A 20,526-nucleotide genomic window follows, 5' to 3' on the forward strand; every position below is an offset into this window, starting at 1 on the left:
TGCTGGGCGCGCAGATGCGCCAGTTCAGGGAAGGCTATGACCTGCTGGACCCGCCTTCGCTGCCGAGCCCCCCTTTCGAGGCCGGCCGGCTGGCGCCCCAGAGCGCCAGCAAGACTGCGAAATGGGTCAACTGGACGCCGTTCAGCTATCCCTTCAACCTCACCCAGCAGCCCGCGGCAAGTGTTCCCTGCGGCTTCACCCCGGGCGGGATGCCGGTTGGACTACAGCTCGTCGGCCGCATGTTCGATGACCAAACGGTGCTGCGCGCCGCTCACGCCTATGAGCGCGCCACTGCCTGGCACAAGGCCCGGCCGCCTGCTGTCTGATCAGGCGGCGTGCGGCTGCTGCAGGCGGGTGATCTCGTCCTTGATCCTGAGTTTCTTGCGCTTGAGTTCGGCGATCTCGGCATCGGTCGATGCCGGGTGGTTCATCGCCTCGGCGAGTTCGGCCTCGAGGGCCTTGTGCTTCGCCTGAAGCTCGTTGAGATGCGCTTGAAGACTCATGCGATCCTCCATTGTTAGCGATGGATTGAAAACAGGATGGCACAGACCGGGGGGCTTGTCGAACCCTTGCAAAGGGCATTAGTGAAGATCGGCACAATAAATTCATGAAAGCCGGAGGCGTCTGCGGGCAATGCCAAGACTGGATGTGATACAGGAGGTGCAACTGCGCAATCAGCTGCAAAACCTCATCCAGCAGCACCGTGACCTCGACACCGCCATCCATTCCCTTGAACTCACCGGCACCAGCGACCCGTTGCAGCTCCGGCGCCTGAAAAAGATGAAGCTGGACATCAAGGACAAGATCCAAGCAATTGAAAACATGCTTATTCCCGACATCATCGCCTGACCGGCCGGAGCCACCGTGACCACTGAAAGACCCGCCGTCGCCATCATCATGGGCAGCCAGTCCGACTGGGAAACCATGAAACACGCCGCCCAGACGCTCGACCTGCTGGGCGTCGCCCATGACGACCGCATCGTCTCGGCGCACCGCACGCCGAAAAGACTTTATGACTTTGCGGCAACGGCGCGGGACAATGGCTTCAAAGTGATCATCGCGGGAGCGGGCGGTGCGGCGCATCTCCCCGGCATGACGGCGGCGATGACCAGCCTGCCGGTGTTCGGTGTGCCGGTGGAATCAAAAGCGCTGTCAGGTCAGGACTCCCTGCTCTCGATCGTGCAGATGCCAGCCGGCATTCCGGTGGGAACGCTGGCCATCGGCAAGGCGGGCGCGGTCAACGCGGCACTTCTGGCGGCCAGCGTCCTGTCGCTGTCCGACCCAGCCCTGGCCAAGCGTCTGGAAGGCTGGCGGGCGGCGCAGACCGCCGCCGTCACCGAACGCCCGATGGATGGTCCGTGATGCGGCTTGAAAGCCCCCTGCCCCCGGGCGCGACGGTGGGCATTCTGGGCGGCGGCCAGCTGGCCCGCATGCTGGCCCTGGCGGCCGCCCCGCTGGGCATCGACTGCCACATCTACGCGCCCGAGGCTGACAGCCCGGCTTTCGCCGTATCGGCAGCGCGGACGGTGGCCGGTTATGAGAATTTCGCCGCGCTCGACGCCTTCGCCCGCCAGGTGGACGTTGTGACCTATGAATTCGAGAATGTGCCGGCCGCCACCGCCGCCTTTCTCCAGTCGCGAAAGCCCGTCGCACCGGGCGTCGCCGCACTCGAGACCGCCCAGGACCGCATCAACGAGAAGACCTTCATTTCCAGTCTCGGCATCCCCGTGGCGCCCTTCGCGGAGGTCTCTGACCTGACATCGCTGGAGGCGGCGCTGGCCCGCATCGGGCGGCCGGCTGTGCTCAAGACCCGCCGCTTCGGCTATGACGGCAAGGGCCAGACAAAGATCATGGCCGGAACCAATGCCGCCGCCGCTTTTGCGGAAATCGGACGCCAGCCGGCGGTGCTGGAAGGTTTCGTGGCCTTCGAGAAGGAAATCTCGGTGATTGCGGCGCGCGGCTGGACCGGCGAGGTGGCGGTCTATGACGTGCCCGAAAATCAGCATGAAAATCATATTCTCCGCCAGTCGCGGGTGCCCGCCCGGATCGCCGCCGGGGTGGCGGATACGGCGCGGGCCTATGGCGAACGGATCGCCTCAGCGCTCGGTTATGTGGGCGTGATCGGGGTTGAGTTGTTCGTGGCCGGCGGCCAGGTGATCGTCAATGAGATCGCGCCGCGGGTTCACAATTCCGGCCATTGGACCATGGACGCCTGCCAGGTCTCGCAGTTCGAGCAGCATATCCGGGCGGTCTGCGGCTGGCCGCTGGGCCCGGCGGATCGCTTTGCCGACGTCACCATGACCAATCTGCTCGGCGCCGAACTCGGCCGCTGGCGGGAGCTGGCGGCGGAACCCGGCGTGCATCTGCACCTCTATGGCAAGAAAGACCCGCGGCCAGGCCGGAAAATGGGCCATTTTAACCGGGTTACCCCTCGACAGCCCTGAGAGAGCATGCTAAGCCGCCCGCCAATTCGGGGGGCCTCAAGCCTCCTGGCACCCAGTTAAACCCAATTCCGAGGTAGCACTTGCAAGTCGTCGTCCGTGACAACAATGTCGATCAAGCCCTGAAAGCGCTTAAGAAAAAGATGCAGCGTGAGGGCATTTTCCGCGAGATGAAGCTGCGCGGACATTACGAAAAGCCCTCCGAAAAGAAAGCCCGCGAAAAGGCGGAAGCGGTGCGCCGCGCCCGCAAGCTGCAGCGCAAGAAGCTGCAACGCGAAGGCCTGCTGCCGATGCCGAAGAAGGTTGAGGGCGCGCCCACCCGCGGGCCCCGCGCGCAGTAACCCCAAGTTAGAGACCGAATTGTTGCAGGGCCGCCTCCCGCCGGGAGCGCGGCCCTGAGCTTTTTGGGCGTGCCGCCGGCAAATTAAGGCAGCGGCCACAATTGCCTTGAACTTGTCACAGCCTATCACAAACCGGTTGCAGAACCGTCCAACGCTTGCACGGTTCGCCCCCTATATCCTCGTCACATCAACGGCGCAGCAGCGCCACGCGGTCAAGAGATCGGTGACAGGTTCAAGCATCATGACTTACCAACCCAGGCAGTTCTTCCCCCATCCCCTGCAAACGCTGCCTGCAACTGAGCCCCGGCGTTCATCGCCGGGGCTTTTTCCCTCGGCCCGGCGCACCCTGCGCTCGCTCGCCCTGTCGGTGATTCTCAGCGCCGTGATGCTGACATCGGGCGGGTTCTTCAAGCCGGAGCGCCCCGCCCCGCCGGCCACCACCGACGCCAATGTCACGGTGATCTTCAAAACCGCCGTCTAGAGGCTTGGAATCCCGGCCCCGATTGTGTAGGGAACCCCAAATCGGAATTCCCTCATGCCCAAGCGCACCGACATCAAATCCATCCTCATCATCGGGGCTGGACCGATCATCATCGGCCAGGCCTGCGAATTCGATTATTCGGGAACCCAGGCCTGCAAGGCTCTGAAGGCCGAGGGCTATCGAATCATCCTGGTCAATTCCAATCCGGCGACCATCATGACGGACCCGGATTTGGCGGACGCCACCTACATCGAGCCGATCACCCCCGAAGTGGTGGCCCGGATCATCGAGAAGGAGCGCCCTGACGCGCTGCTTCCAACCATGGGCGGGCAGACCGCGCTCAACACCGCGCTGTCGCTCAACAAGATGGGCGTGCTCGAGAAGTTCGGCGTCGAGCTGATCGGCGCCAAGGCGGATGCCATCGACAAGGCGGAAGACCGGGAACTGTTCCGCGAGGCGATGAAGAAGATTGGCCTCGATACGCCGAAATCGATGCTGGCCAATGCCTCGGCCGCCAAGGACGCAGACAAGGATTTCTACGCCGCCGAGATCGCGCGCCTTGCCGCGGCGGGCGGCGATGTGGCGGGTTTTGAACGCGCCTGGGCGGCGGCCGAGCCCGAGCGGCTGCGCAAATACCGCAACCGCGCCATGGTGGAGGCCTTCGAGGCCATGCTCGAAGTGGGCCTGCCCTGCATCATCCGCCCCTCCTTCACGCTGGGCGGCACCGGCGGCGGCATCGCCTATAACCGCGAGGAGTTCTTCGAAATCGTCGAGAAAGGCCTCGACGCCTCGCCCACCGCCGAGGTGCTCATCGAGGAATCGGTGCTGGGCTGGAAGGAATATGAAATGGAAGTGGTCCGCGACAAGGCGGACAACTGCATCATCGTCTGCTCGATCGAGAACGTCGATCCGATGGGCGTGCACACCGGCGATTCGATCACCGTGGCGCCCGCCCTGACGCTCACCGACAAGGAATACCAGATCATGCGCAACGCCTCGATTGCGGTGCTGCGCGAGATCGGCATCGAAACCGGCGGTTCCAACGTGCAGTTCGGCGTCAACCCCGAGGACGGCCGGCTGGTGGTGATCGAGATGAACCCGCGCGTTTCGCGGTCCTCGGCCCTTGCTTCGAAGGCCACCGGATTTCCGATCGCCAAGGTCGCCGCCAGGCTGGCGGTCGGCTATACGCTGGACGAGCTTGCCAATGACATCACCGGCGGCGCCACGCCCGCCGCCTTCGAGCCGGCCATCGATTACGTGGTCACCAAGATCCCGCGCTTCGCTTTCGAGAAGTTTCCCGGCGCCTCGCCGAACCTGACCACCTCGATGAAATCGGTGGGCGAAGTGATGGCCATCGGCCGCTCGTTCCAGGAATCCATGCAGAAGGCGCTGCGCGGGCTTGAGACCGGGCTGACCGGCTTCAACGAGGTGGCCATTGCCGGGGCCGGCGAGGGCGACGACAAGAACGCCATCCGCGCCGCGCTGGGCACGCCGACGCCAGACCGCATCCTGAAGATCGCCCAGGCCTTCCGCATGGGAGCGAGCGTCGAACAGGTTCATGAGTCCTGCAAATATGAGCCGTGGTTTCTCCGCCAGATCGAGGACATCGTGCGGATGGAGGAGAAAGTGCGGGACCGCGGGCTTCCGGACGACGCAGCGAACCTCCGCAAGCTGAAATCCATGGGCTTTTCCGATAAGCGGCTGGGCGAACTGGTGGGGCTCTCCGAGGACAGGGTGCGCGCCCACCGCCACAGGCTGAAGGTGCGGCCAGTCTACAAGCGGATCGACACCTGCGCCGCCGAATTCGCCTCGCCCACCGCCTATATGTATTCGAGCTATGACGCGGAAAACGAGGCCCGGCCCTCGGACCGCCAGAAGGTGATCATCCTCGGCGGCGGGCCCAACCGCATCGGCCAGGGAATCGAATTCGATTATTGCTGCTGCCACGCCTGTTTCGCGCTGCATGACGCGGGCTATGAGTCGATCATGGTCAACTGCAATCCAGAGACGGTGTCGACCGACTATGACACCTCGGACCGGCTCTATTTCGAACCGCTGACCGCCGAGGATGTGCTGGAGATCATCCACACCGAACAGTCCAACGGCACGCTCAAGGGCGTCATCGTGCAGTTCGGCGGCCAGACGCCGCTCAAGCTGGCGGGTGCTCTGGAAAAGGCCGGGGTGCCCATCCTGGGCACCACGCCCGACGCCATTGATCTCGCCGAGGATCGTGACCGCTTCGCCAGGCTGATCCGCAAGCTGAAACTGCGCCAGCCCGAGAACGGCATCGCGCATTCCGGGGCCGAGGCCAGGAAGATCGCCCGCCGGATTGGCTTCCCCGTGGTCATCCGGCCCTCCTATGTGCTGGGTGGCCGGGCCATGGAAATCGTCCGCGACGAGGCGCAGCTCGAGCGCTACATCACCGAGGCGGTGGTGGTGTCGGGCAGCTCGCCGGTGCTGATCGACAGCTATCTGTCCAACGCCATCGAAGTGGATGTCGACGCCATCGCCGACGGCAAGGACGTGTTCATCGCCGGGGTGATGGAGCACATCGAGGAGGCGGGCATTCATTCGGGTGACTCGGCCTGCTCGCTGCCGCCCTCTTCGCTGAAAGCCCCCGTGATCGCCGAGCTCGAACGCCAGGCCAGGGTGCTGGCGCTGGCGCTCAAGGTGGTGGGGCTGATGAATGTGCAGTTCGCCATCAAGGACGGCGACATTTATGTGCTCGAAGTGAACCCGCGCGCCTCGCGCACCGTGCCTTTCGTGGCCAAGGTGATCGGCCTGCCGGTGGCCAAGATCGCCGCCCGGGTGATGGCGGGCGAGTCTCTCGAAAGCTTCAGGCTAAAACCGAAGAAGCTCTCTCATGTGGCTGTAAAAGAAGCGGTTTTCCCGTTCAACCGGTTCCCGGGCGTGGACGTGCTGCTGGGGCCGGAGATGCGCTCCACCGGCGAGGTGATGGGCCTCGACAAGACCTATGACATGGCCTTTGCCAAGAGCCAGCTGGGGGCGGGCATGCGCATGCCGCAGGCGGGAACCGTGTTCATTTCCGTGAAGGACGCCGACAAGCCCAAAATCCTGCCGGCCATGAAGAAGTTCGTGGAAATGGGCTTCCGGCTGGTGGCGACCGGTGGCACCCAGCGCTACTTCGAGGAAAAGGGCATCCCCTCGACCAAGATCAACAAGGTGCTGGAGGGCCGCCCGCATGTGGTGGACGCCATCAAGAACGGCGAAATCCAGCTGGTGCTGAATACCACCGAGACCCGCGCCTCGCAGTCCGACTCGAAGCCGATCCGCCAGACGGCGCTGATGCAGAAAGTGCCCTACTACACAACGCTCCCCGGCATCCTGGCGGTGACCAAGGCAATCGCCGCCCAGCGCGAAGGCCGCCTCGACGTGAAGCCGCTGCAGGATTATTTCTGAGGCCCTTACGGCATGGATCAGATCAAGAGCATGATGAACGAGCGCTTCAGCCGTTTCGATACGGTGGACTACCTTAAGACCGAGAACGACGTTGCTGCCTATCTGGAAGCTGCAATCTCGGAAGCGGGCGATGACCCAAAGCTCATTGGACGCGCCGTTCGAGCAGCCGCCAGGGCGCTTCGTCTCCACGTGACATCAGAGGGCAGCGGCCTTACGCGGGGGTAATCGTTCTCCCGCCCCTTGAAATCCGGGTGAATTTGGGCCATGTTCCGAATTCGCCCGGCGAGATGCGGACGGTCCGCATCGCCGGGTGTTATCTTTTTAGTGACACGGATGATCATTTGTTTTCCCGGAAGGCAGGTAAAGTCCGGGGGACGCAAGAGACTGGACGAGACCGATGGACAAAGTGCCCATGACCGCCGAAGGCCACGCCGCCATGATGGATGAGGTGAAGCACCTCAAGACCGTGGAGCGCCCGCGCATCATCAAGGCCATCGAGGAAGCCCGTTCCCACGGCGATCTCTCGGAAAATGCCGAGTACCATGCCGCCAAGGAGCAGCAGGGCTGGACGGAGGCCCGCGTGGCGGAGCTTGAGGACAAGCTTTCGCGGGCTGAAATCATCGATATTTCAAAGCTTTCCGGCGATACCGTGAAGTTCGGCGCGAAGGTGACGCTGATTGACGAGGAAACCGATGAGAAAACCTCCTATCAGATCGTCGGCGAATTCGAGGCCGACGTGAAGAAGGGCAAGATCTCCGTGTCCTCGCCGATCGCGCGGGCCATCATCGGCAAGAAGAAGGGCGATTCCGTCGAGGTCAACACGCCGGGCGGCGGCAAGTCCTACGAGATCGCCAAGGTCGCCTGGCGCTAAGGCATCTGGCACGGCGCCAGCGCGGGCCTGACGTCCGCAGCCAGTGGCTGGAAAGCATGGCGCGGGCAAGCGGAGCCGCTTGCGAAGCGAAAATTGTTACAGGACCGAAACTGTATTCAAAGCTCCGTGCTCACGGTGCGCTTCATCGCCGCCAGCGGGCATTTGCTCGAATTTGCAACCTGAGCAATCAGTATCCCGCCACCCTGTCCGGATTTGACGTGGAAGTGAGCGGAATGCCGGTCCAGCACCGCAACCCAGCGTTCGACAAGTTCTGTTGCATAGATACAGGGCATGTCATGCGCGTGCTGTTCTTTCCGGGTCTCGGCGAAGACCGGGTCATTATGGGCCGCGTGCCAGCTGAGGCCATCCGCGCTGATGCGCACCGGGCACCGGGTGCCCGCGGTCTTCCTTGCGAACGCCGTAAGCGTGTGACTGGAGAACTTATGCCACTGCGCCACGCAGGCGGCGAACAGCGCGTCACAGTCTCGCCTGCTGGCCAGTTCATGCGGCGGCACGCCGTGGCGGTTCATGGACACATCGCGTACAAACATCGCGAAGGCAAAGGCGTCCGAGGTGAAGTTGATGCAGGGGAACGGCGCGCTGAGCGGCAAGTCGAAGAGCTCGTCAGCATCGTTTGCCGCCTGCGGGCACAAGGCCACGCCGAAAAACGAATAGGTTGTTGGAGATCCCGTCACCGGGCAGTTGAGCAGAACCGGAAGCTCAAGCACCGCGCTGTTGAGGAGCTGTTCGGCGGCCATGGAGGAAACGCGCGCCCCGAAGACGCTGAGCTCGCGGAGGACTTCTATTGATGGCGTTCGCGGGTCCATGTTCTGGCGCGTGCGCGGAATGATGCAAACCAGCGCCACTTTCTTCAGGGCGCGAATGTCCTCCTGAAACCGCGCTATGGCCTCGACAGCGTCCTCTTCCGCAAGGTCAACAATCGAATAGCGCCCCTTCGACGCCTCGCGCCTTCCGGCGATGCAGGACAGTTCGGTGGACATCCATTCCAGGAGCCGGTCCTTTGCGGATGGCGGCGAGCCGGCGGAAGTGAGTGACGCAAGCATTTGTTCTCCCCTGGCAGACTGACGCACCGCGTCCTGGCGCAAGCTTTGCGCTTGAATACTTGTGTTTTTATATGTACACATCATGCAGATATATTGACAAGGGGTATTTTCCGCTGGTTACGCTGATTGACATGCATGCATCATTCATCTATCGAATTTGTACAAAGGGAATGTGAGCCGGGGCATGACTTACACGAACTGGAATCTGGTTGCCGAGGTCACGCTGCCCAACGGAAACCGCGGCGCCATCGCGAAGGCCGACATTCCATCCGGTGCGCTGCTCGGCGTATTCCAGGGTGAGCTCGAAAGGCTTGAGCTCCGCGAGAACCGGCTTGTCGAGGCCGAAAAACACATCAATCTCGTGCAAATCGTGCGCGATGGAGACTACCTCTTCGGCTTCATCCGAAATGAACGCGCGGGCATTGGGCTGATCAACCACTCCTGCAAGCCGAATGTTCGGATAGAGAACCAGATCGTGGTGGTGGCGGGCCGCGCCATTTCCGCAGGTGAACACCTCACCGCCGACTATCGCCGCTGGGACCTCGTGCCGGAGGGCGTGCCTTGCTGGTGCGAACCGCCAATGTGCATGTTATGAGCGGCCCGCTGAGTTCCGGCACAATGTCATTGCGGATGCGCATGGCCCTGCTCTCCGTCATTGGCCTTCTGGAAGCAATGGTTTTCGGACTCACCCACCCAATCTATGCCCTGAACCTCCAGCAGGCCGGCTTCAGCGAGAGCGAGATCGGGTTCAATGCCACGCTCGGCGGGCTCGGCGTGTTCCTGGTGGGCCCCTTTGTGCCCTGGCTCATTGCCCGCGCGGGCTATCGCAATTTCACGGTGTTCTGTTTCATGATGGCAGCCGCGGCAATTGGCGTGCTGGCCGTTGAACCTGGCTTCGCGGGATGGTGCATCTCCCGCCTGCTGCTCGGCGTGGCGCTTGGCAGCCTGTGGATCCTCACCGAAGCCTGGCTCAACGAAATTGTCCCGGACACGGCCCGCGGCCGGGCCAATTCGGTCTTCCAGTTTTGCTACTCCATCGGTTTCATGGCTGGGCCGGTCCTGGTGATCGCGGTGGGCTTTGCCGGACATGCGCCAATCGCGGCCATGGCCTTGCTCGCCGTGACCGGAGGCATCGCCGCGCTGTTCCTGCCGCAGCCCAGGACGGCGGAGGCGCACGCCCGGCTGGATCTGGGCGTGGCGCGGGAAGCACTTCCGCTTATATCCGTGGCTTTCGTAACCGGCCTTGTCGAAACTGCGCTCTATACGATGCTGCCGATCTTCGGTCAGAAGGCCGGTTTCGGCGAGGATGGATCGCTGTCGCTTCTCATCGCACTCTCGGTCGGCGCGATCAGCCTGGCCCTGCCGCTCGGCCTGCTAAGCGACCGCTACAGCCGCACCCTCCTCCTCGCCTGCGTCACCGGCGGAGCGCTCCTGAGCATGGTCCTGCTGATGGCGGGCACGCTCTCCTATGCGATGGCGCTTGCCGGAACTTTCCTGGCAGGCGGAACGATTATTGGCATGTACAGCATATCCCTGATTATCCTCGGTCAGCAGTATGCCCAGAGGGCGCTCGCTTCGGTCGCGGCGTGCTATTCAATGTCTTATGCGCTGGGCAGCACATTCGGCGGCGTGATGGGCGGCGCCGCGGTGGAGAAAGGGGGCGCGATCGGCCTCCCATTGCTGGTCGGCGCTGTGATCGGCGCTTATGCGGTCTACCGGATCGTGGTGGCTGGCCAGCACCATGTCTACAAGTCAGGCGGAAGACAGCGAGCACAATGGAAACGGACCTGAGCTACAGCATCCGGCGCCTCACGACAGAAGACGGCCCCCACCTCGAGATCCTTCGCCGGGCCTATGCCGCGGAAATGTGCGATGCCGAGGACGAAGGAGAGCCGAACGGCTTTGCTGCCACACTCCTGTCGGAGCCGAATGTCCACGGCTGGGGCGCCTTCATCAACGGAAACCTGGTGGCTTTCGCCATCGTGTTCCGCCTGCCGGAAGCAATCTCAGGGCGCTGGTGCGGACTCCTGGACGATTTGTTCGTCGCTCCGGACGCCCGGCGGCAGGGCATCGCGCAGGATTTGCTCGATACCGTGGCCAACTACGGAAAGGAACAGTGCTGGACCCATCTGAGATGGCTTGTTCCGGAGAATGACATGCCGGCCATAGCGCTCTATGAGCGCGTGGCCGAGGAAGCCCCCTGGCGGAGCTTCATGATCTGCTATTGATTGCGGCCGCCAGTCCAAAGCCGAATTGCCGCGCCGCTGCTTCAGCCGTGCTCCGCGCCAAGCTGGCAATCGCGCTCCTTCGTCAGCGGGCATTCGGCATCGGTGCACACCTTGCCATCACAGAGCCGGCATATCACCTCCGCGGTTTCGGAGCGCGTCACCACCTTCGGCAGCACCCGCGCCGCCATGGCGCCGAACTGCGCGAGCTCTGCCGGGTTGAGGGCCGAAAGCGCCTCCCCAACGATCTTCTCGCGCAGCTGCAACGCCCGGTTCATGTCGCGTCTGCCTTTAGCATTCAGCCGCAGATAAACGGACCGTCCGTCCCGGCCAGAACGCTTTTCGACCAATCCCGCCGCGTTGAGACGCATCACCGTGCGTACCGTTGCCGAATGAGTGAGTTTCATGCCGTGGCGGAGGTCGTCGATCGTCAAATCCGGCCGGCTTCCGATCAGCACCAATGCGGCGGAGGCATTCGCCCCTACGCCAACGAGAGCCTCCGTTTCCTCAACAATCCTGTCAGCCAATCCTACGGACAATGCACCGACAATATTCGCGAAATACTGCGACGGCGAAAAAACGTTTGTCATAGCGGGCCTGTTCTAAATGAATTCTACATACATGTATCATGAATAAGTATTCAAGGCAAGTAATGCACTGTCGAAAGACCGGAGAAAACGTTATCTGGAGGCGAGGGCCTTGTCTATGGCGGCGGTGATCTTCGCACTCATCGGCTTGGTCTGGGTCGAGAACCAGTCAATGAACCGGCCGTCGCTGCCGATCAGATACTTGTGGAAGTTCCACTTGGGACGGCCCAGCATGCCCGCCTGCTCGCCCGCCCATTGATAGAACGGATGCGCCTTGGCGCCTTTGACCACCGTCTTGTCAGCCAGCGGGAAGGTGACGCCGTAGTTGAGCTTGCAGAAGCTGGCGATCTCCTCCGCCGTACCCGGCTCCTGGCCGCCGAAGTCATTGGACGGCACGCCGATCACCACCAGCCCCTTGTCCTTATAGGCGAGCCAGAGCTTCTCAAGATCCTCATATTGCGGGGTGTAGCCGCATTCCGACGCGGTGTTGACGATCAGCAGCGGGTGCCCCTTGAACTGGGCGAGCGACATCGGCTTGCCGTCAATGCCGGTCAGGGTGAAGTCATAGGCGGTGGTATCAGCCATGGCGGACATGCTCGCGAACAGGGTGAAGAGAAGCGACAGGAACAGTTTTTTCATGCCTTCAGAACGCAATCGCCGGGGGTTTGGATTAGGCTGAACCACGCCGGGCGAGAAGATGCCGCGCCGCGAACAGCAGGAGCCCGGCCACCAGCCCCCAGAACGCCGATCCGATGCCCATGATGGTGAGGCCGCTGGCGGTGACCAGGAAGGTCACAAGCGCGCTTTCGACGTCGCGCGGGTCCTTCATCATGGCGCTGACGCCGCCCATCAGCGGCGAGAACAGCGCGAGACCGGCGATGGCCGTCACCAGGTCCTTGGGGAGGGCGCCCAGAATATTGACGAAACTCGCGGCCATGAGTCCGATCAGCCCGTAGAACACCAGATAGGGCCAGGCCACCCGCCAGCGCTTAGCGGGATCGGGGTGACAGTCCGGGCCGGTGACGATGGCGGCGGTGATCGCCGCCATGTTGACGGCGTGGCTGCCGAACGGCGCGAGCGCCGCCGAAGCCGCCCCTGTCACCAGCAAGGCGGGCTGCACCGGCGGCTGGTAGCCGCTGGCTCGCAGAACCGCGAAACCAGGCAGGTTTTGGGAGGCCATGGTCACCAGAAACAGCGGGATGCCCAGCGACAGCACGGCCTGGAGGTCAAACTGCGGCGTCGTCCAGACCAGTGCCGTCAGCCCAATAGCACAGCAATCCCCGGCAAGGCTGCCGGTCAGGAATGCCCCAACCACGCCCGCCGCCACCACCACCGGCACGGCATAGAGCGGAAATGACATGCGCAAGGCGAAAAACACCGCGATCAGCGGCAGCACCGCCAGCGGCATGGCCATGGCGGCGCCCGGAACGCCCAGCGTGTAGCGCAGGAGAACACCCGCCAGCATGGCTGCGGCAATGGGCGCCGGAATCTTCTCAATGGCGCGCTCCAGGGGCTTGATCAGCCCCGCGACCACCATCAGAAGGCCCGCGGCCACAAACGCCCCCAGCGCATTGGCATAGGAGATGCCGCCACCCGAAGTGGCGATCAGCACCGCACCCGGCGTCGACCACGCGGTGATCATCGGCACGCGGTAGCGCCAGGACAGGATGAAGGACGTGGCGGCCATGCCGAAACACAGGGATGCCGCCCAGGAGGCCTGTTCGGCGGGGCTTGCGCCCACGCTGCGCGAGGCCTCCATGACCACCAGGATGGTGGAGGCAAACCCCACGATCACCGCCGTGAAGGTCGAGGAGACGATGCTGAACCAGCCGGAAAGGTTTGAAAGGCGCATGGAAGCCGTCTGTAGCAATTCCGACCCGCCGGTGCGAGGCCGCAGGCCCGGCAGTTGTTCACAACAGGTGGTAGCGGACTTGCCGGAAGGCCCAAATGAGCTATGTTGTTTTCACATAGCAATGGGAGTTCACCATGTCCGCCCGTCATGTCCGGGTTCTGATCCTCGGGTCAGGCCCCGCCGGCTACACCGCTGCGATCTATGCGGCCCGCGCAATGCTGAAGCCGGTCCTCGTCCAGGGCATCCAGCCGGGCGGCCAGCTGACCATCACCACGGATGTCGAGAACTACCCCGGCTTCGCCGATGTGATCCAGGGCCCCTGGCTGATGGAGCAGATGCGTGCCCAGGCGGAGCATGTGGGCACCGAGGTCATCTCCGACACCATCACCGAAGTGAAGCTCAGCGCGTCGCCGCTCTGGCTGAAGGGCGATTCCGGCACCGAATACACCTGTGACGCGCTGATCATCTGCACCGGCGCGCAGGCCAAGTGGCTCGATCTTCCCTCCGAGCAGGCCTATCGCGGCTTCGGCGTTTCGGCCTGCGCCACCTGCGACGGTTTCTTCTACCGCAACAAGCGCGTGCTGGTGGTGGGCGGCGGCAACACGGCGGTGGAGGAGGCGCTGTTCCTCACCAATTTCGCCAGCGAGGTGGTGGTGATCCACCGCCGCAATGAGTTCAAGGCCGAGCGTATCCTGCAGAACCGGCTGTTCGCGCATCCCAAGATCAGGGTGATGTGGGAGACAACACTGGCCGAGGTGCTGGGCAGCGACAACCCCAAGGGCGTCACCCACGCCCGGCTCAGGAACGTCACGACCGGCGAGGTGCAGGACCTGGCGGTCGATGGCATCTTCATCGCCATCGGCCACAAGCCGGCAACCGAACTGTTCGAGGGCCAGTTGCCGTTCAAACAGGGCGGCTATCTCATCACCGAGCCGCGCTCGACCCAGACCGCCATTCCCGGCGTGTTCGCGGCGGGCGACGTGACGGATGACGTCTACCGCCAGGCGGTGACCGCGGCCGGCATGGGCTGCATGGCCGCGCTCGAAGCCGAACGCTTCCTGCACAGCCGCGCCGAGGTGCGTCATGCCGCTGAGTAGCGTCATGGACTGGGACAAGCTCCGCATCTTCCACGCCGTGGCGGATGCCGGCAGCTTCACCCATGCCGGGCACGAGCTGGGGCTGTCGCAATCAGCGGTAAGCCGGCAGATCAGCGCGCTCGAGGAGGCGCTGAACGTGCCGCTGTTCCACCGCCATGCGCGCGGGCTGATCCTCACCGAACAAGGCGAGATGCTGTACCGCACCGCCCATGAGGTGTTCACCAAGCTCACCGCGGCGCAGACCCGGCTGATGGATTCGAAGGAGAAGCCGTCAGGCGAACTCCGCATCACCACCACCGTGGGGCTGGGCAGCGTGTGGCTGACGCCGCGGCTGCGCGAGTTCTCGGAAATCTATCCCGAGATCGCCGTCACCCTGCTGCTCGACGACCGCGAGCTCGATCTCTCGATGCGCGAGGCCGACGTGGCGATCAGGCTCAGGCGGCCCACCCAGCCGGACCTCATCCAGCGCAAGCTGTTCACCGTGCATCACCACCTCTATGCCTCGACCGACTATCTGAAGAAGCGCGGCATTCCGAAATCGATCGAGGATCTCGACAGGCATAAGATCCTCACCGTCGGCCAGGCGCCCAACTACCTGACGCCGGTCAATTGGCTCGAGAATGTGGGCCGCCCGGAGGGCGACCCGCGGCAGGTGGCGCTGCGCGTCAACAACGCCTATGGCCTGCGCCGGGCCGTTCAGGCCGGCATGGGCATCGCCTCGCTCGCCGACTACCTCGTGCCGGAGGACGCGGGCCTTGTGCAGATCGACCTTCCGGTCGAGACCCCGGAGTTTGACACCTATTTCGTCTATCCCGAGGAGCTCAAGGACACCAAGCGGGTGACGGTGTTCCGGGATTTCATCGTGGCCAAGGCGAAGGAGTGGAGCTTCTGAGCGCTGGACAGCGCGACACAGGCGGGATGGCGAGGTCTCCATTGTTTGCCTGCCGGCTGCGGGAGCCATGGGCCGCCACCCGGCTTTCGCATTCGGCGGCAACGATTGCTATATAGGCTGGGGAGATTCGGAGCTGATGACCGGCAAGACCTTCGACCTCGGCGATTTCGGCGATGAGCCGCCGGCCCCGGCCTTCCGGCCGGGCGGGCTGTCGTCGCGCGCGCTTGCCCAGCAGGGCGAGGCTCCTTACCTCCGCGGCCTCAACCCGGAGCAGCGGGCGGCGGTGGAGGCGACCGACGGCCCGCTTCTGGTGCTGGCCGGGGCGGGCACCGGCAAGACCCGGGTGCTGACCACGAGGCTCGCCCATATACTGGCCACCGGCAAGGCCTGGCCCTCGCAGATCCTCGCCGTCACCTTCACCAACAAGGCGGCCCGCGAGATGCGCGACCGCATCGGCGCGCTGATCGGCGGCGCGGTGGAAGGCATGAGCTGGCTCGGCACGTTCCATGCCATCGGCGTCAAGATCCTGCGCAACCACGCCGAACTCGCCGGCTTGCGCGCGGGCTTCGCGATCCTCGACACGGATGACCAGATCCGCCTCATCAAGCAGCTGCTCGAGGCCCACAACATCGACGAGAAGCGCTGGCCGGCCCGCCAGCTGGCCGCGATGATCGACGGCTGGAAGAACCGCGGGCTCATTCCCCCGAAGGTGCCGCAGGGCGAGGCGCAGAGCTTCGCCAATGGGCTTGGCGGCCAGATCTATGCCGAATACCAGCAGCGCCTCAAGGTGGTGAACGCCGCCGATTTCGGCGACCTGCTGCTCGAAGTGCTGCGCATCTTCCAGGAGCACCCGGACGTTCTCAAGAGCTACCAGCAGCGCTTCCGCTACATGCTGGTCGACGAATACCAGGACACCAATGTGGCGCAATATCTGTGGCTCAGGCTGCTGGCCCAGGGCCACCGCAACATCTGCTGCGTGGGCGACGACGACCAGTCGATCTATGGCTGGCGCGGGGCGGAAGTCGATAACATCCTGCGCTTCGAGAAGGACTTTCCGGGCGCCCGGGTGATCAGGCTCGAACGCAATTACCGCTCGACGCCGCAGATCCTCGGCGCTGCCTCCGGCCTGATCGCCAAGAACGAAAGCCGGCTGGGCAAGACGCTCCACACCGACCGCGGCGACGGCGAGACGGTGAATGTGCGCGCCCACTGGGACGGCGATGAGGAAGCCCGCGCCATCGGCGAGGACATCGAGAACCTGCAGCGCAAGGGCGAGGCGCTGAATGACATGGCGATTCTGGTGCGCGCCTCGTTCCAGATGCGGGCCTTCGAGGACCGGTTCATCACGCTGGGCGTGCCCTACCGGGTGGTCGGCGGCCCGCGCTTCTATGAGCGCGCGGAGGTGCGCGATGCGCTGGCCTATCTCAAGATCGTCGCCTCGCCCGACAATGACCTGGCCTTCGAGCGCATCGTCAATGTGCCCAAACGCGGCATCGGCGACAGTTCGGTGAAGCGCATGCACGCCATCGCGCGGGGCCAGGGCATTTCGCTGTACCGCGCGGCGGAGGCGCTGGCGCTCACCGATGAGCTGCCCGCCAAGGCGAGGGCCGCGCTGCGCGGGCTTGTGCAGAGCTTCGGCCGCTGGCGGCAGATGGCCGAGGGCCTGCCGCACACCGAGCTGGCCGAGATCGTGCTCGATGAATCGGGCTACACCGCGATGTGGCAGAACGACAAGAGCCCGGAGGCGCAGGGCCGCCTCGACAATCTCAAGGAACTCGTCCGCTCCATGGGCGACTTCGAGAACCTCGGCGGCTTCCTCGAGCACATCGCGCTGGTGATGGACGTGGAGCAATCGGCGCAGGAAGACAAGGTCAACATCATGACCATGCATGCCGCCAAGGGCCTCGAATTCGGCACGGTGTTCCTGCCCGGCTGGGAGGAAGGCCTGTTCCCCAGCCAGCGCTCGCTCGACGAGAAAGGCCGCGCCGGGCTTGAGGAGGAGCGCCGCCTCGCCTATGTCGGCATCACCCGCGCCAAACGCCGCGCCTTCATTTCCTTCGCGCAGAACCGCCGGGTGCATAATCTCTGGCAGTCCGCCCTGCCCTCCCGCTTCATCGACGAATTGCCGGAAGCGCATGTGGAAGTCGCCGCCATGGCAACGACCTATGGCGGCTATGGGCTGGGAAGCTACGGCAAGAGCCGCTTCGACGATAAGCCCGCCCCGTTCGGCGCGAGCTATGCCACGCCCGGCTGGCAACGCGCCCAGGCGCGGTGGAGCGACGGCACCTCGGCGCGCTCAACACCCAGTTTCGGCATGGGCGAAATGGTCGCGCGCGGCTCCGGCGCGGTGCGCTATGCGGCCGGCGAACGGGTGTTCCACGAGAAGTTCGGCTATGGCCAGATCAGCGCCGTCGAAGGCAACAAGCTGACCATCGATTTCGACAAGGCCGGCGAAAAGCGGGTGATCGACAGCTTCGTCAGCCGCGCCTGAGGGCCATTCGGGACTCTCACTTTTTCTCTCAGCCAGCCAGCGGTTTCACTGATTTCGCTGACCCAGCAACAACAATGACTAAAAGTTGATTCCTGCTGAGAGAGCTCAACCTCTAATTATCTTACTCAATTAGAGATTATACTGCTGATTTTCCTCAACTTACATGCAGTAGTTTTGTAATGGAACATGTGATTAACATTATATTAGTCATGTAAGCCGTTTGCGTAGCGTAAAGTATGGTTAGTATGTTCAGAGGGAGTAACGTGTTATGGGACGCATCACTCAGCGCGGCGGGGATGCAACCCTGCCCACAAGATTAACGACCGAGACGCTACAGAGGAGAAACACCAGGGCCTGGCGCGGCGTCCTGCTCGCCTCGGCCGCGGCGGGAGCGCTGGTTGTCGCGGTGCCGGCGTCGGCTCATTCGGCTCCCTGCAGCCCGTCTGGAACGACATTGTCTTGCTCGGGGGCGGTAACGCCCCTTACGCTATCCATTCCCACAAACCTGCAAATCAATAGTGTGACATCCGACATTGTGGCGGCATCCGGCGACGTGATCGATTTCCGGAGCAGCGGCGACATCATGATCGACGTCGACCTTTCGAAACCACCGCCGCAGGCTGGTTTTTACGCCATGGTCGCCACGAACGCTTCGGGCATCGCGGCGTCTTCCAGCGGCGCGGACAGCGCGGTGAGCGTGATCAACGCAGGACAAATCGACGCCGGCGAGTTCGGCATAACTGCCACGTCCAATGGCGGGCCGGTGCAGGTGGAGAGCACCGGCAATATCGTGAGCCAGAACAAAGCCGGCATCTACGCCTATAGCAATAGCGGCGCGGTGAGCGTGATCAACAAAGGCGATGTCGAGGTAACGAAGGATGGCCCGGCGCCGACACTCATCCAGAATGCGGACAGGACGTTTTCCTTCGCGCAGCTTGATGCCTCTGGCATCCGCGCGGTGAGCGCCAACGGTGGCGATGTAACGATTGAAAGCCAGGGCAATGTCACCGCGCCGGCGTCAATGGGCATATCAGCCACCAGCGCCTCGATCGTTACGGGCCGCGACCCCATGACAGGCGGCAACGTGACGGTCATCAACGAAGGTGATGTTACGGCGGGCATATTCGCAGTCTATGGCTTCAGCAGCGGACCGGGCAACGTCAACATCTCCAGCACGGGCAATGTGACATCGGACTCGATCGGTGTGTTCGCGGGCAGCCGCGGGGGTGATGTATCGGTGACCATCACTGGCGATGTCCTTGACCAAACGATGGGCGGCACCGGAGACGCCATCAGAGCCTATTCCTATGCCACGGGCACAGTGACGGCGGGCGCGGTAACCGTCAGCCTGGCGGGAGGCGCCACTTCGCTGGGATCAAACGGAATACTCGCCAACACCAGCGGCGGCACGGTCACGGTCATGACCAGCAAAGGGGCTATCAACGCCAAATTGGATGGCGTGCTCGCTTTCGGCGCGGCGGGCGCGAGCATCGACAACGCGAATAGCATCACATCTGGCGAAGGAAGCGGCATCAACGCCAGCAGCGACGGCGCGGTAAGCGTAACCAACAAAGGACAAATCGACGCCGGCGCGTTCGGCATCACTGCCACGTCCAATGGCGGGCCGGTGCAGGTGGAGAGCGCGGGCAACGTCAGCAGCGATACCGCGGCCGCCATCTTTGCCTCCAGCACGTCTGGCCCGGTAAATGTGATCAGCAACGGCAACCTGACCTCCGAGGCGCCGGCGGCTCTTCCTTCGACCAGCGCTGGCGCGATCCAGGCAAAATCCGGCGAAGGGTCGGTCAGCGTCAGCTCGACCGGCAACATCGTCTCCAACGCGTTCGGCATCACGGCCACCACGAAAGAAGATGGCAATGTCACCATAAACAATGCTGGCAACGTGACCTCGCGCGCCTTTGATGCCATCCAGGCGATCAGCGGCGAAACCGGTTCGTCAAACGTCACCAGCGTGGGCGACATCAGCGCCAGGAACTACGGTTTCGTGGTTCAGGGCGGGGAAAATCAGTTCCTGTCCACGTCCGGCAGGGTCGACGCGGGGTTCTATGGCGCTTTCGTATACAGCTCCTTTGGCTCTGCTGCGGTTGTCAGCAGCGGGGACATTACGGCGGGGTCGGTTGGCTTAGTTGCGGGAACCGGCGGCTCGGGTCTGGTAAGCGTCACCGTGAGCGCCGGCAGCGTTACCGCGATGGGCGGTCCGCCCTTGCAGGACGCAAATGGGCTCTTGGGTTCAGCGATCGCCGTCTATGGCGCCGGTAATCTCTCAGTAACCCTCGGTGGCACGGCGACGGGCGCGGCAGTGGCGGGTGCTGCCGGGGTCGAATTCGGCATGGATACGCTGGATGGCGCAACCAATACGCTGATCATCACATCCACCGGCATGGCCAGAAATGCCGGCGGGCTGAACCAGCTCGCGGTTCTCGGGGCCTCCGGCAATGAGGCGGTAAGCAATGCCGGCACGGTGACGGGCAATGTCAATCTGGGCGGCGGCGCCAACAGCTTCGTGAACCAGGCGGGCGGTGTTTTCAACATGGGATCGACCGTGATCCTCACGGGCGGCGGCACCGCGCTGGCAAACACCGCGGCAACGCCGGTCAACGCCGGGACGCTGAGCAATGCCGGAACGCTCTCGCCCGGCGGCGATGGCGCGGTGGCCGCCACGGCGGTGACCGGTCATCTCGCGCAAACGGCCGGCGGCGTCATGGCGGTGGACATCAACCCCGCGGCGGGCACCGCGGACCGGGTT

At 63.5% G+C, this 20,526-nt stretch carries 21 protein-coding genes; 16 read left to right on the plus strand and 5 right to left on the minus strand.

Annotation, left to right across the window (positions count from 1 at the left end; translation table 11 throughout):
* On the plus strand, nucleotides 1-326 hold a 326-nt coding region (locus ACKOED_RS09975; protein WP_408916440.1), incomplete at its 5' end, for an amidase family protein.
* Here ACKOED_RS09975 and ACKOED_RS09980 read toward each other — a convergent pair.
* Nucleotides 327-503 (minus strand): YdcH family protein, encoded by a 177-nt coding sequence (locus ACKOED_RS09980; RefSeq protein WP_408916441.1) that lies wholly within the window; start codon nucleotides 501-503, stop codon nucleotides 327-329. It abuts the gene before it with no gap.
* 130 nt (nucleotides 504-633) lie between these two features.
* On the opposite strand from ACKOED_RS09980, the gene ACKOED_RS09985 reads away from it, so the two are divergent.
* From ACKOED_RS09985 to greA, 8 genes are all read left to right on the plus strand, one after another.
* Entirely contained in the window at nucleotides 634-849 is a 216-nt protein-coding gene (locus tag ACKOED_RS09985; protein WP_408916442.1) for a YdcH family protein, read from the plus strand.
* A 15-nt stretch (nucleotides 850-864) separates the two neighbouring features.
* A complete protein-coding gene (purE, locus tag ACKOED_RS09990; protein WP_408916443.1) occupies nucleotides 865-1,362 on the plus strand; it encodes a 5-(carboxyamino)imidazole ribonucleotide mutase in 498 nt (165 codons plus the stop codon).
* A complete protein-coding gene (locus tag ACKOED_RS09995) occupies nucleotides 1,362-2,444 on the plus strand; it encodes a 5-(carboxyamino)imidazole ribonucleotide synthase (RefSeq protein WP_408916444.1) in 1,083 nt (360 codons plus the stop codon). Before purE ends, ACKOED_RS09995 begins: the two co-directional genes overlap by 1 nt.
* 80 nt (nucleotides 2,445-2,524) lie before the next feature.
* Nucleotides 2,525-2,782 (plus strand): 30S ribosomal protein S21, encoded by a 258-nt coding sequence (rpsU, locus tag ACKOED_RS10000; RefSeq protein WP_408916445.1) that lies wholly within the window; start codon nucleotides 2,525-2,527, stop codon nucleotides 2,780-2,782.
* Between the two features lie 241 nt (nucleotides 2,783-3,023).
* The gene (locus ACKOED_RS10005; protein WP_408916446.1) at nucleotides 3,024-3,263 is read left to right on the plus strand and encodes a hypothetical protein; all 240 of its coding nucleotides are present in this window, start codon (nucleotides 3,024-3,026) and stop codon (nucleotides 3,261-3,263) included.
* Between the two features lie 54 nt (nucleotides 3,264-3,317).
* Nucleotides 3,318-6,683 carry a carbamoyl-phosphate synthase large subunit gene (gene carB, locus ACKOED_RS10010; RefSeq protein ID WP_408916447.1) on the plus strand — a complete coding sequence of 1,122 codons (3,366 nt, stop codon included), beginning with the start codon at nucleotides 3,318-3,320 and terminating at the stop codon, nucleotides 6,681-6,683.
* Nucleotides 6,684-6,695: 12 nt separating this feature from the next.
* A complete protein-coding gene (locus ACKOED_RS10015; RefSeq protein WP_408916448.1) occupies nucleotides 6,696-6,908 on the plus strand; it encodes a DNA-binding protein in 213 nt (70 codons plus the stop codon).
* 172 nt (nucleotides 6,909-7,080) lie between these two features.
* Nucleotides 7,081-7,554: a transcription elongation factor GreA gene (greA, locus tag ACKOED_RS10020; protein ID WP_408916449.1), complete on the plus strand. Its 474-nt coding sequence runs from the start codon at nucleotides 7,081-7,083 to the stop codon at nucleotides 7,552-7,554.
* Between the two features lie 116 nt (nucleotides 7,555-7,670).
* Here the strand turns inward: greA and ACKOED_RS10025 are convergent, their stop codons facing one another.
* Complete coding sequence (locus tag ACKOED_RS10025; protein ID WP_408916450.1) at nucleotides 7,671-8,555, minus strand: hypothetical protein; 885 nt, start codon at nucleotides 8,553-8,555, stop codon at nucleotides 7,671-7,673.
* Between the two features lie 247 nt (nucleotides 8,556-8,802).
* Here ACKOED_RS10025 and ACKOED_RS10030 point away from each other — a divergent pair, with 247 nt between their 5' ends.
* From ACKOED_RS10030 to ACKOED_RS10040, 3 genes are read left to right on the plus strand one after another with little or no spacing between them, the layout of a single operon-like run.
* Complete coding sequence (locus tag ACKOED_RS10030; protein WP_408916451.1) at nucleotides 8,803-9,213, plus strand: SET domain-containing protein-lysine N-methyltransferase; 411 nt, start codon at nucleotides 8,803-8,805, stop codon at nucleotides 9,211-9,213.
* A 41-nt stretch (nucleotides 9,214-9,254) separates the two neighbouring features.
* Complete coding sequence (locus tag ACKOED_RS10035) at nucleotides 9,255-10,409, plus strand: MFS transporter (RefSeq protein WP_408916452.1); 1,155 nt, start codon at nucleotides 9,255-9,257, stop codon at nucleotides 10,407-10,409.
* A complete protein-coding gene (locus ACKOED_RS10040; protein ID WP_408916453.1) occupies nucleotides 10,394-10,846 on the plus strand; it encodes a GNAT family N-acetyltransferase in 453 nt (150 codons plus the stop codon). Before ACKOED_RS10035 ends, ACKOED_RS10040 begins: the two co-directional genes overlap by 16 nt.
* A gap of 41 nt (nucleotides 10,847-10,887) precedes the next feature.
* On the opposite strand, the gene ACKOED_RS10045 is transcribed toward ACKOED_RS10040, so the two are convergent.
* The 3 genes from ACKOED_RS10045 to ACKOED_RS10055 form a co-directional block, all read right to left on the minus strand.
* Nucleotides 10,888-11,433, minus strand: a complete 546-nt coding sequence (locus ACKOED_RS10045) for a MarR family winged helix-turn-helix transcriptional regulator (protein ID WP_408916454.1) — start codon at nucleotides 11,431-11,433, stop codon at nucleotides 10,888-10,890.
* A 90-nt stretch (nucleotides 11,434-11,523) separates the two neighbouring features.
* Entirely contained in the window at nucleotides 11,524-12,069 is a 546-nt protein-coding gene (locus ACKOED_RS10050) for a glutathione peroxidase (protein ID WP_408916455.1), read from the minus strand.
* Between the two features lie 31 nt (nucleotides 12,070-12,100).
* Nucleotides 12,101-13,282, minus strand: coding sequence for a benzoate/H(+) symporter BenE family transporter (locus ACKOED_RS10055; RefSeq protein ID WP_408916456.1), 1,182 nt, complete (start codon nucleotides 13,280-13,282; stop codon nucleotides 12,101-12,103).
* A gap of 134 nt (nucleotides 13,283-13,416) precedes the next feature.
* Between ACKOED_RS10055 and trxB the strand changes: the two genes are divergently transcribed.
* The 4 genes from trxB to ACKOED_RS10075 form a co-directional block, all read left to right on the plus strand.
* Nucleotides 13,417-14,379, plus strand: coding sequence for a thioredoxin-disulfide reductase (trxB, locus tag ACKOED_RS10060; protein WP_408916457.1), 963 nt, complete (start codon nucleotides 13,417-13,419; stop codon nucleotides 14,377-14,379).
* Nucleotides 14,366-15,271, plus strand: coding sequence for a LysR family transcriptional regulator (locus tag ACKOED_RS10065; protein WP_408916458.1), 906 nt, complete (start codon nucleotides 14,366-14,368; stop codon nucleotides 15,269-15,271). Before trxB ends, ACKOED_RS10065 begins: the two co-directional genes overlap by 14 nt.
* A gap of 136 nt (nucleotides 15,272-15,407) precedes the next feature.
* Nucleotides 15,408-17,762: an ATP-dependent helicase gene (locus tag ACKOED_RS10070; protein WP_408916459.1), complete on the plus strand. Its 2,355-nt coding sequence runs from the start codon at nucleotides 15,408-15,410 to the stop codon at nucleotides 17,760-17,762.
* A 520-nt stretch (nucleotides 17,763-18,282) separates the two neighbouring features.
* Nucleotides 18,283-20,526 (plus strand): beta strand repeat-containing protein (locus tag ACKOED_RS10075; protein WP_408916460.1); only part of this gene is annotated, 2,244 nt, incomplete at its 3' end.

Origin of the sequence: Aestuariivirga sp. (assembly GCF_046093005.1) — a bacterium.
In the GTDB taxonomy this organism is placed as follows: Bacteria; Pseudomonadota; Alphaproteobacteria; order Rhizobiales; family Aestuariivirgaceae; genus Aestuariivirga.

Coding starts and splice junctions, on each gene's coding strand:
- ACKOED_RS09980 (WP_408916441.1), bottom strand. CDS start 503: ATGAGTCTTCAAGCGCATCTCAACGAGCTTCAGGCGAAGCACAAGGCC.
- ACKOED_RS09985 (WP_408916442.1), top strand. CDS start 634: ATGCCAAGACTGGATGTGATACAGGAGGTGCAACTGCGCAATCAGCTG.
- ACKOED_RS09995 (WP_408916444.1), top strand. CDS start 1,362: ATGCGGCTTGAAAGCCCCCTGCCCCCGGGCGCGACGGTGGGCATTCTG.
- ACKOED_RS10005 (WP_408916446.1), top strand. CDS start 3,024: ATGACTTACCAACCCAGGCAGTTCTTCCCCCATCCCCTGCAAACGCTG.
- carB (WP_408916447.1), top strand. CDS start 3,318: ATGCCCAAGCGCACCGACATCAAATCCATCCTCATCATCGGGGCTGGA.
- ACKOED_RS10015 (WP_408916448.1), top strand. CDS start 6,696: ATGGATCAGATCAAGAGCATGATGAACGAGCGCTTCAGCCGTTTCGAT.
- greA (WP_408916449.1), top strand. CDS start 7,081: ATGGACAAAGTGCCCATGACCGCCGAAGGCCACGCCGCCATGATGGAT.
- ACKOED_RS10025 (WP_408916450.1), bottom strand. CDS start 8,555: ATGTCCACCGAACTGTCCTGCATCGCCGGAAGGCGCGAGGCGTCGAAG.
- ACKOED_RS10030 (WP_408916451.1), top strand. CDS start 8,803: ATGACTTACACGAACTGGAATCTGGTTGCCGAGGTCACGCTGCCCAAC.
- ACKOED_RS10035 (WP_408916452.1), top strand. CDS start 9,255: ATGGCCCTGCTCTCCGTCATTGGCCTTCTGGAAGCAATGGTTTTCGGA.
- ACKOED_RS10040 (WP_408916453.1), top strand. CDS start 10,394: ATGGAAACGGACCTGAGCTACAGCATCCGGCGCCTCACGACAGAAGAC.
- ACKOED_RS10045 (WP_408916454.1), bottom strand. CDS start 11,433: ATGACAAACGTTTTTTCGCCGTCGCAGTATTTCGCGAATATTGTCGGT.
- ACKOED_RS10050 (WP_408916455.1), bottom strand. CDS start 12,069: ATGAAAAAACTGTTCCTGTCGCTTCTCTTCACCCTGTTCGCGAGCATG.
- ACKOED_RS10055 (WP_408916456.1), bottom strand. CDS start 13,282: ATGCGCCTTTCAAACCTTTCCGGCTGGTTCAGCATCGTCTCCTCGACC.
- trxB (WP_408916457.1), top strand. CDS start 13,417: ATGTCCGCCCGTCATGTCCGGGTTCTGATCCTCGGGTCAGGCCCCGCC.
- ACKOED_RS10065 (WP_408916458.1), top strand. CDS start 14,366: ATGCCGCTGAGTAGCGTCATGGACTGGGACAAGCTCCGCATCTTCCAC.
- ACKOED_RS10070 (WP_408916459.1), top strand. CDS start 15,408: ATGACCGGCAAGACCTTCGACCTCGGCGATTTCGGCGATGAGCCGCCG.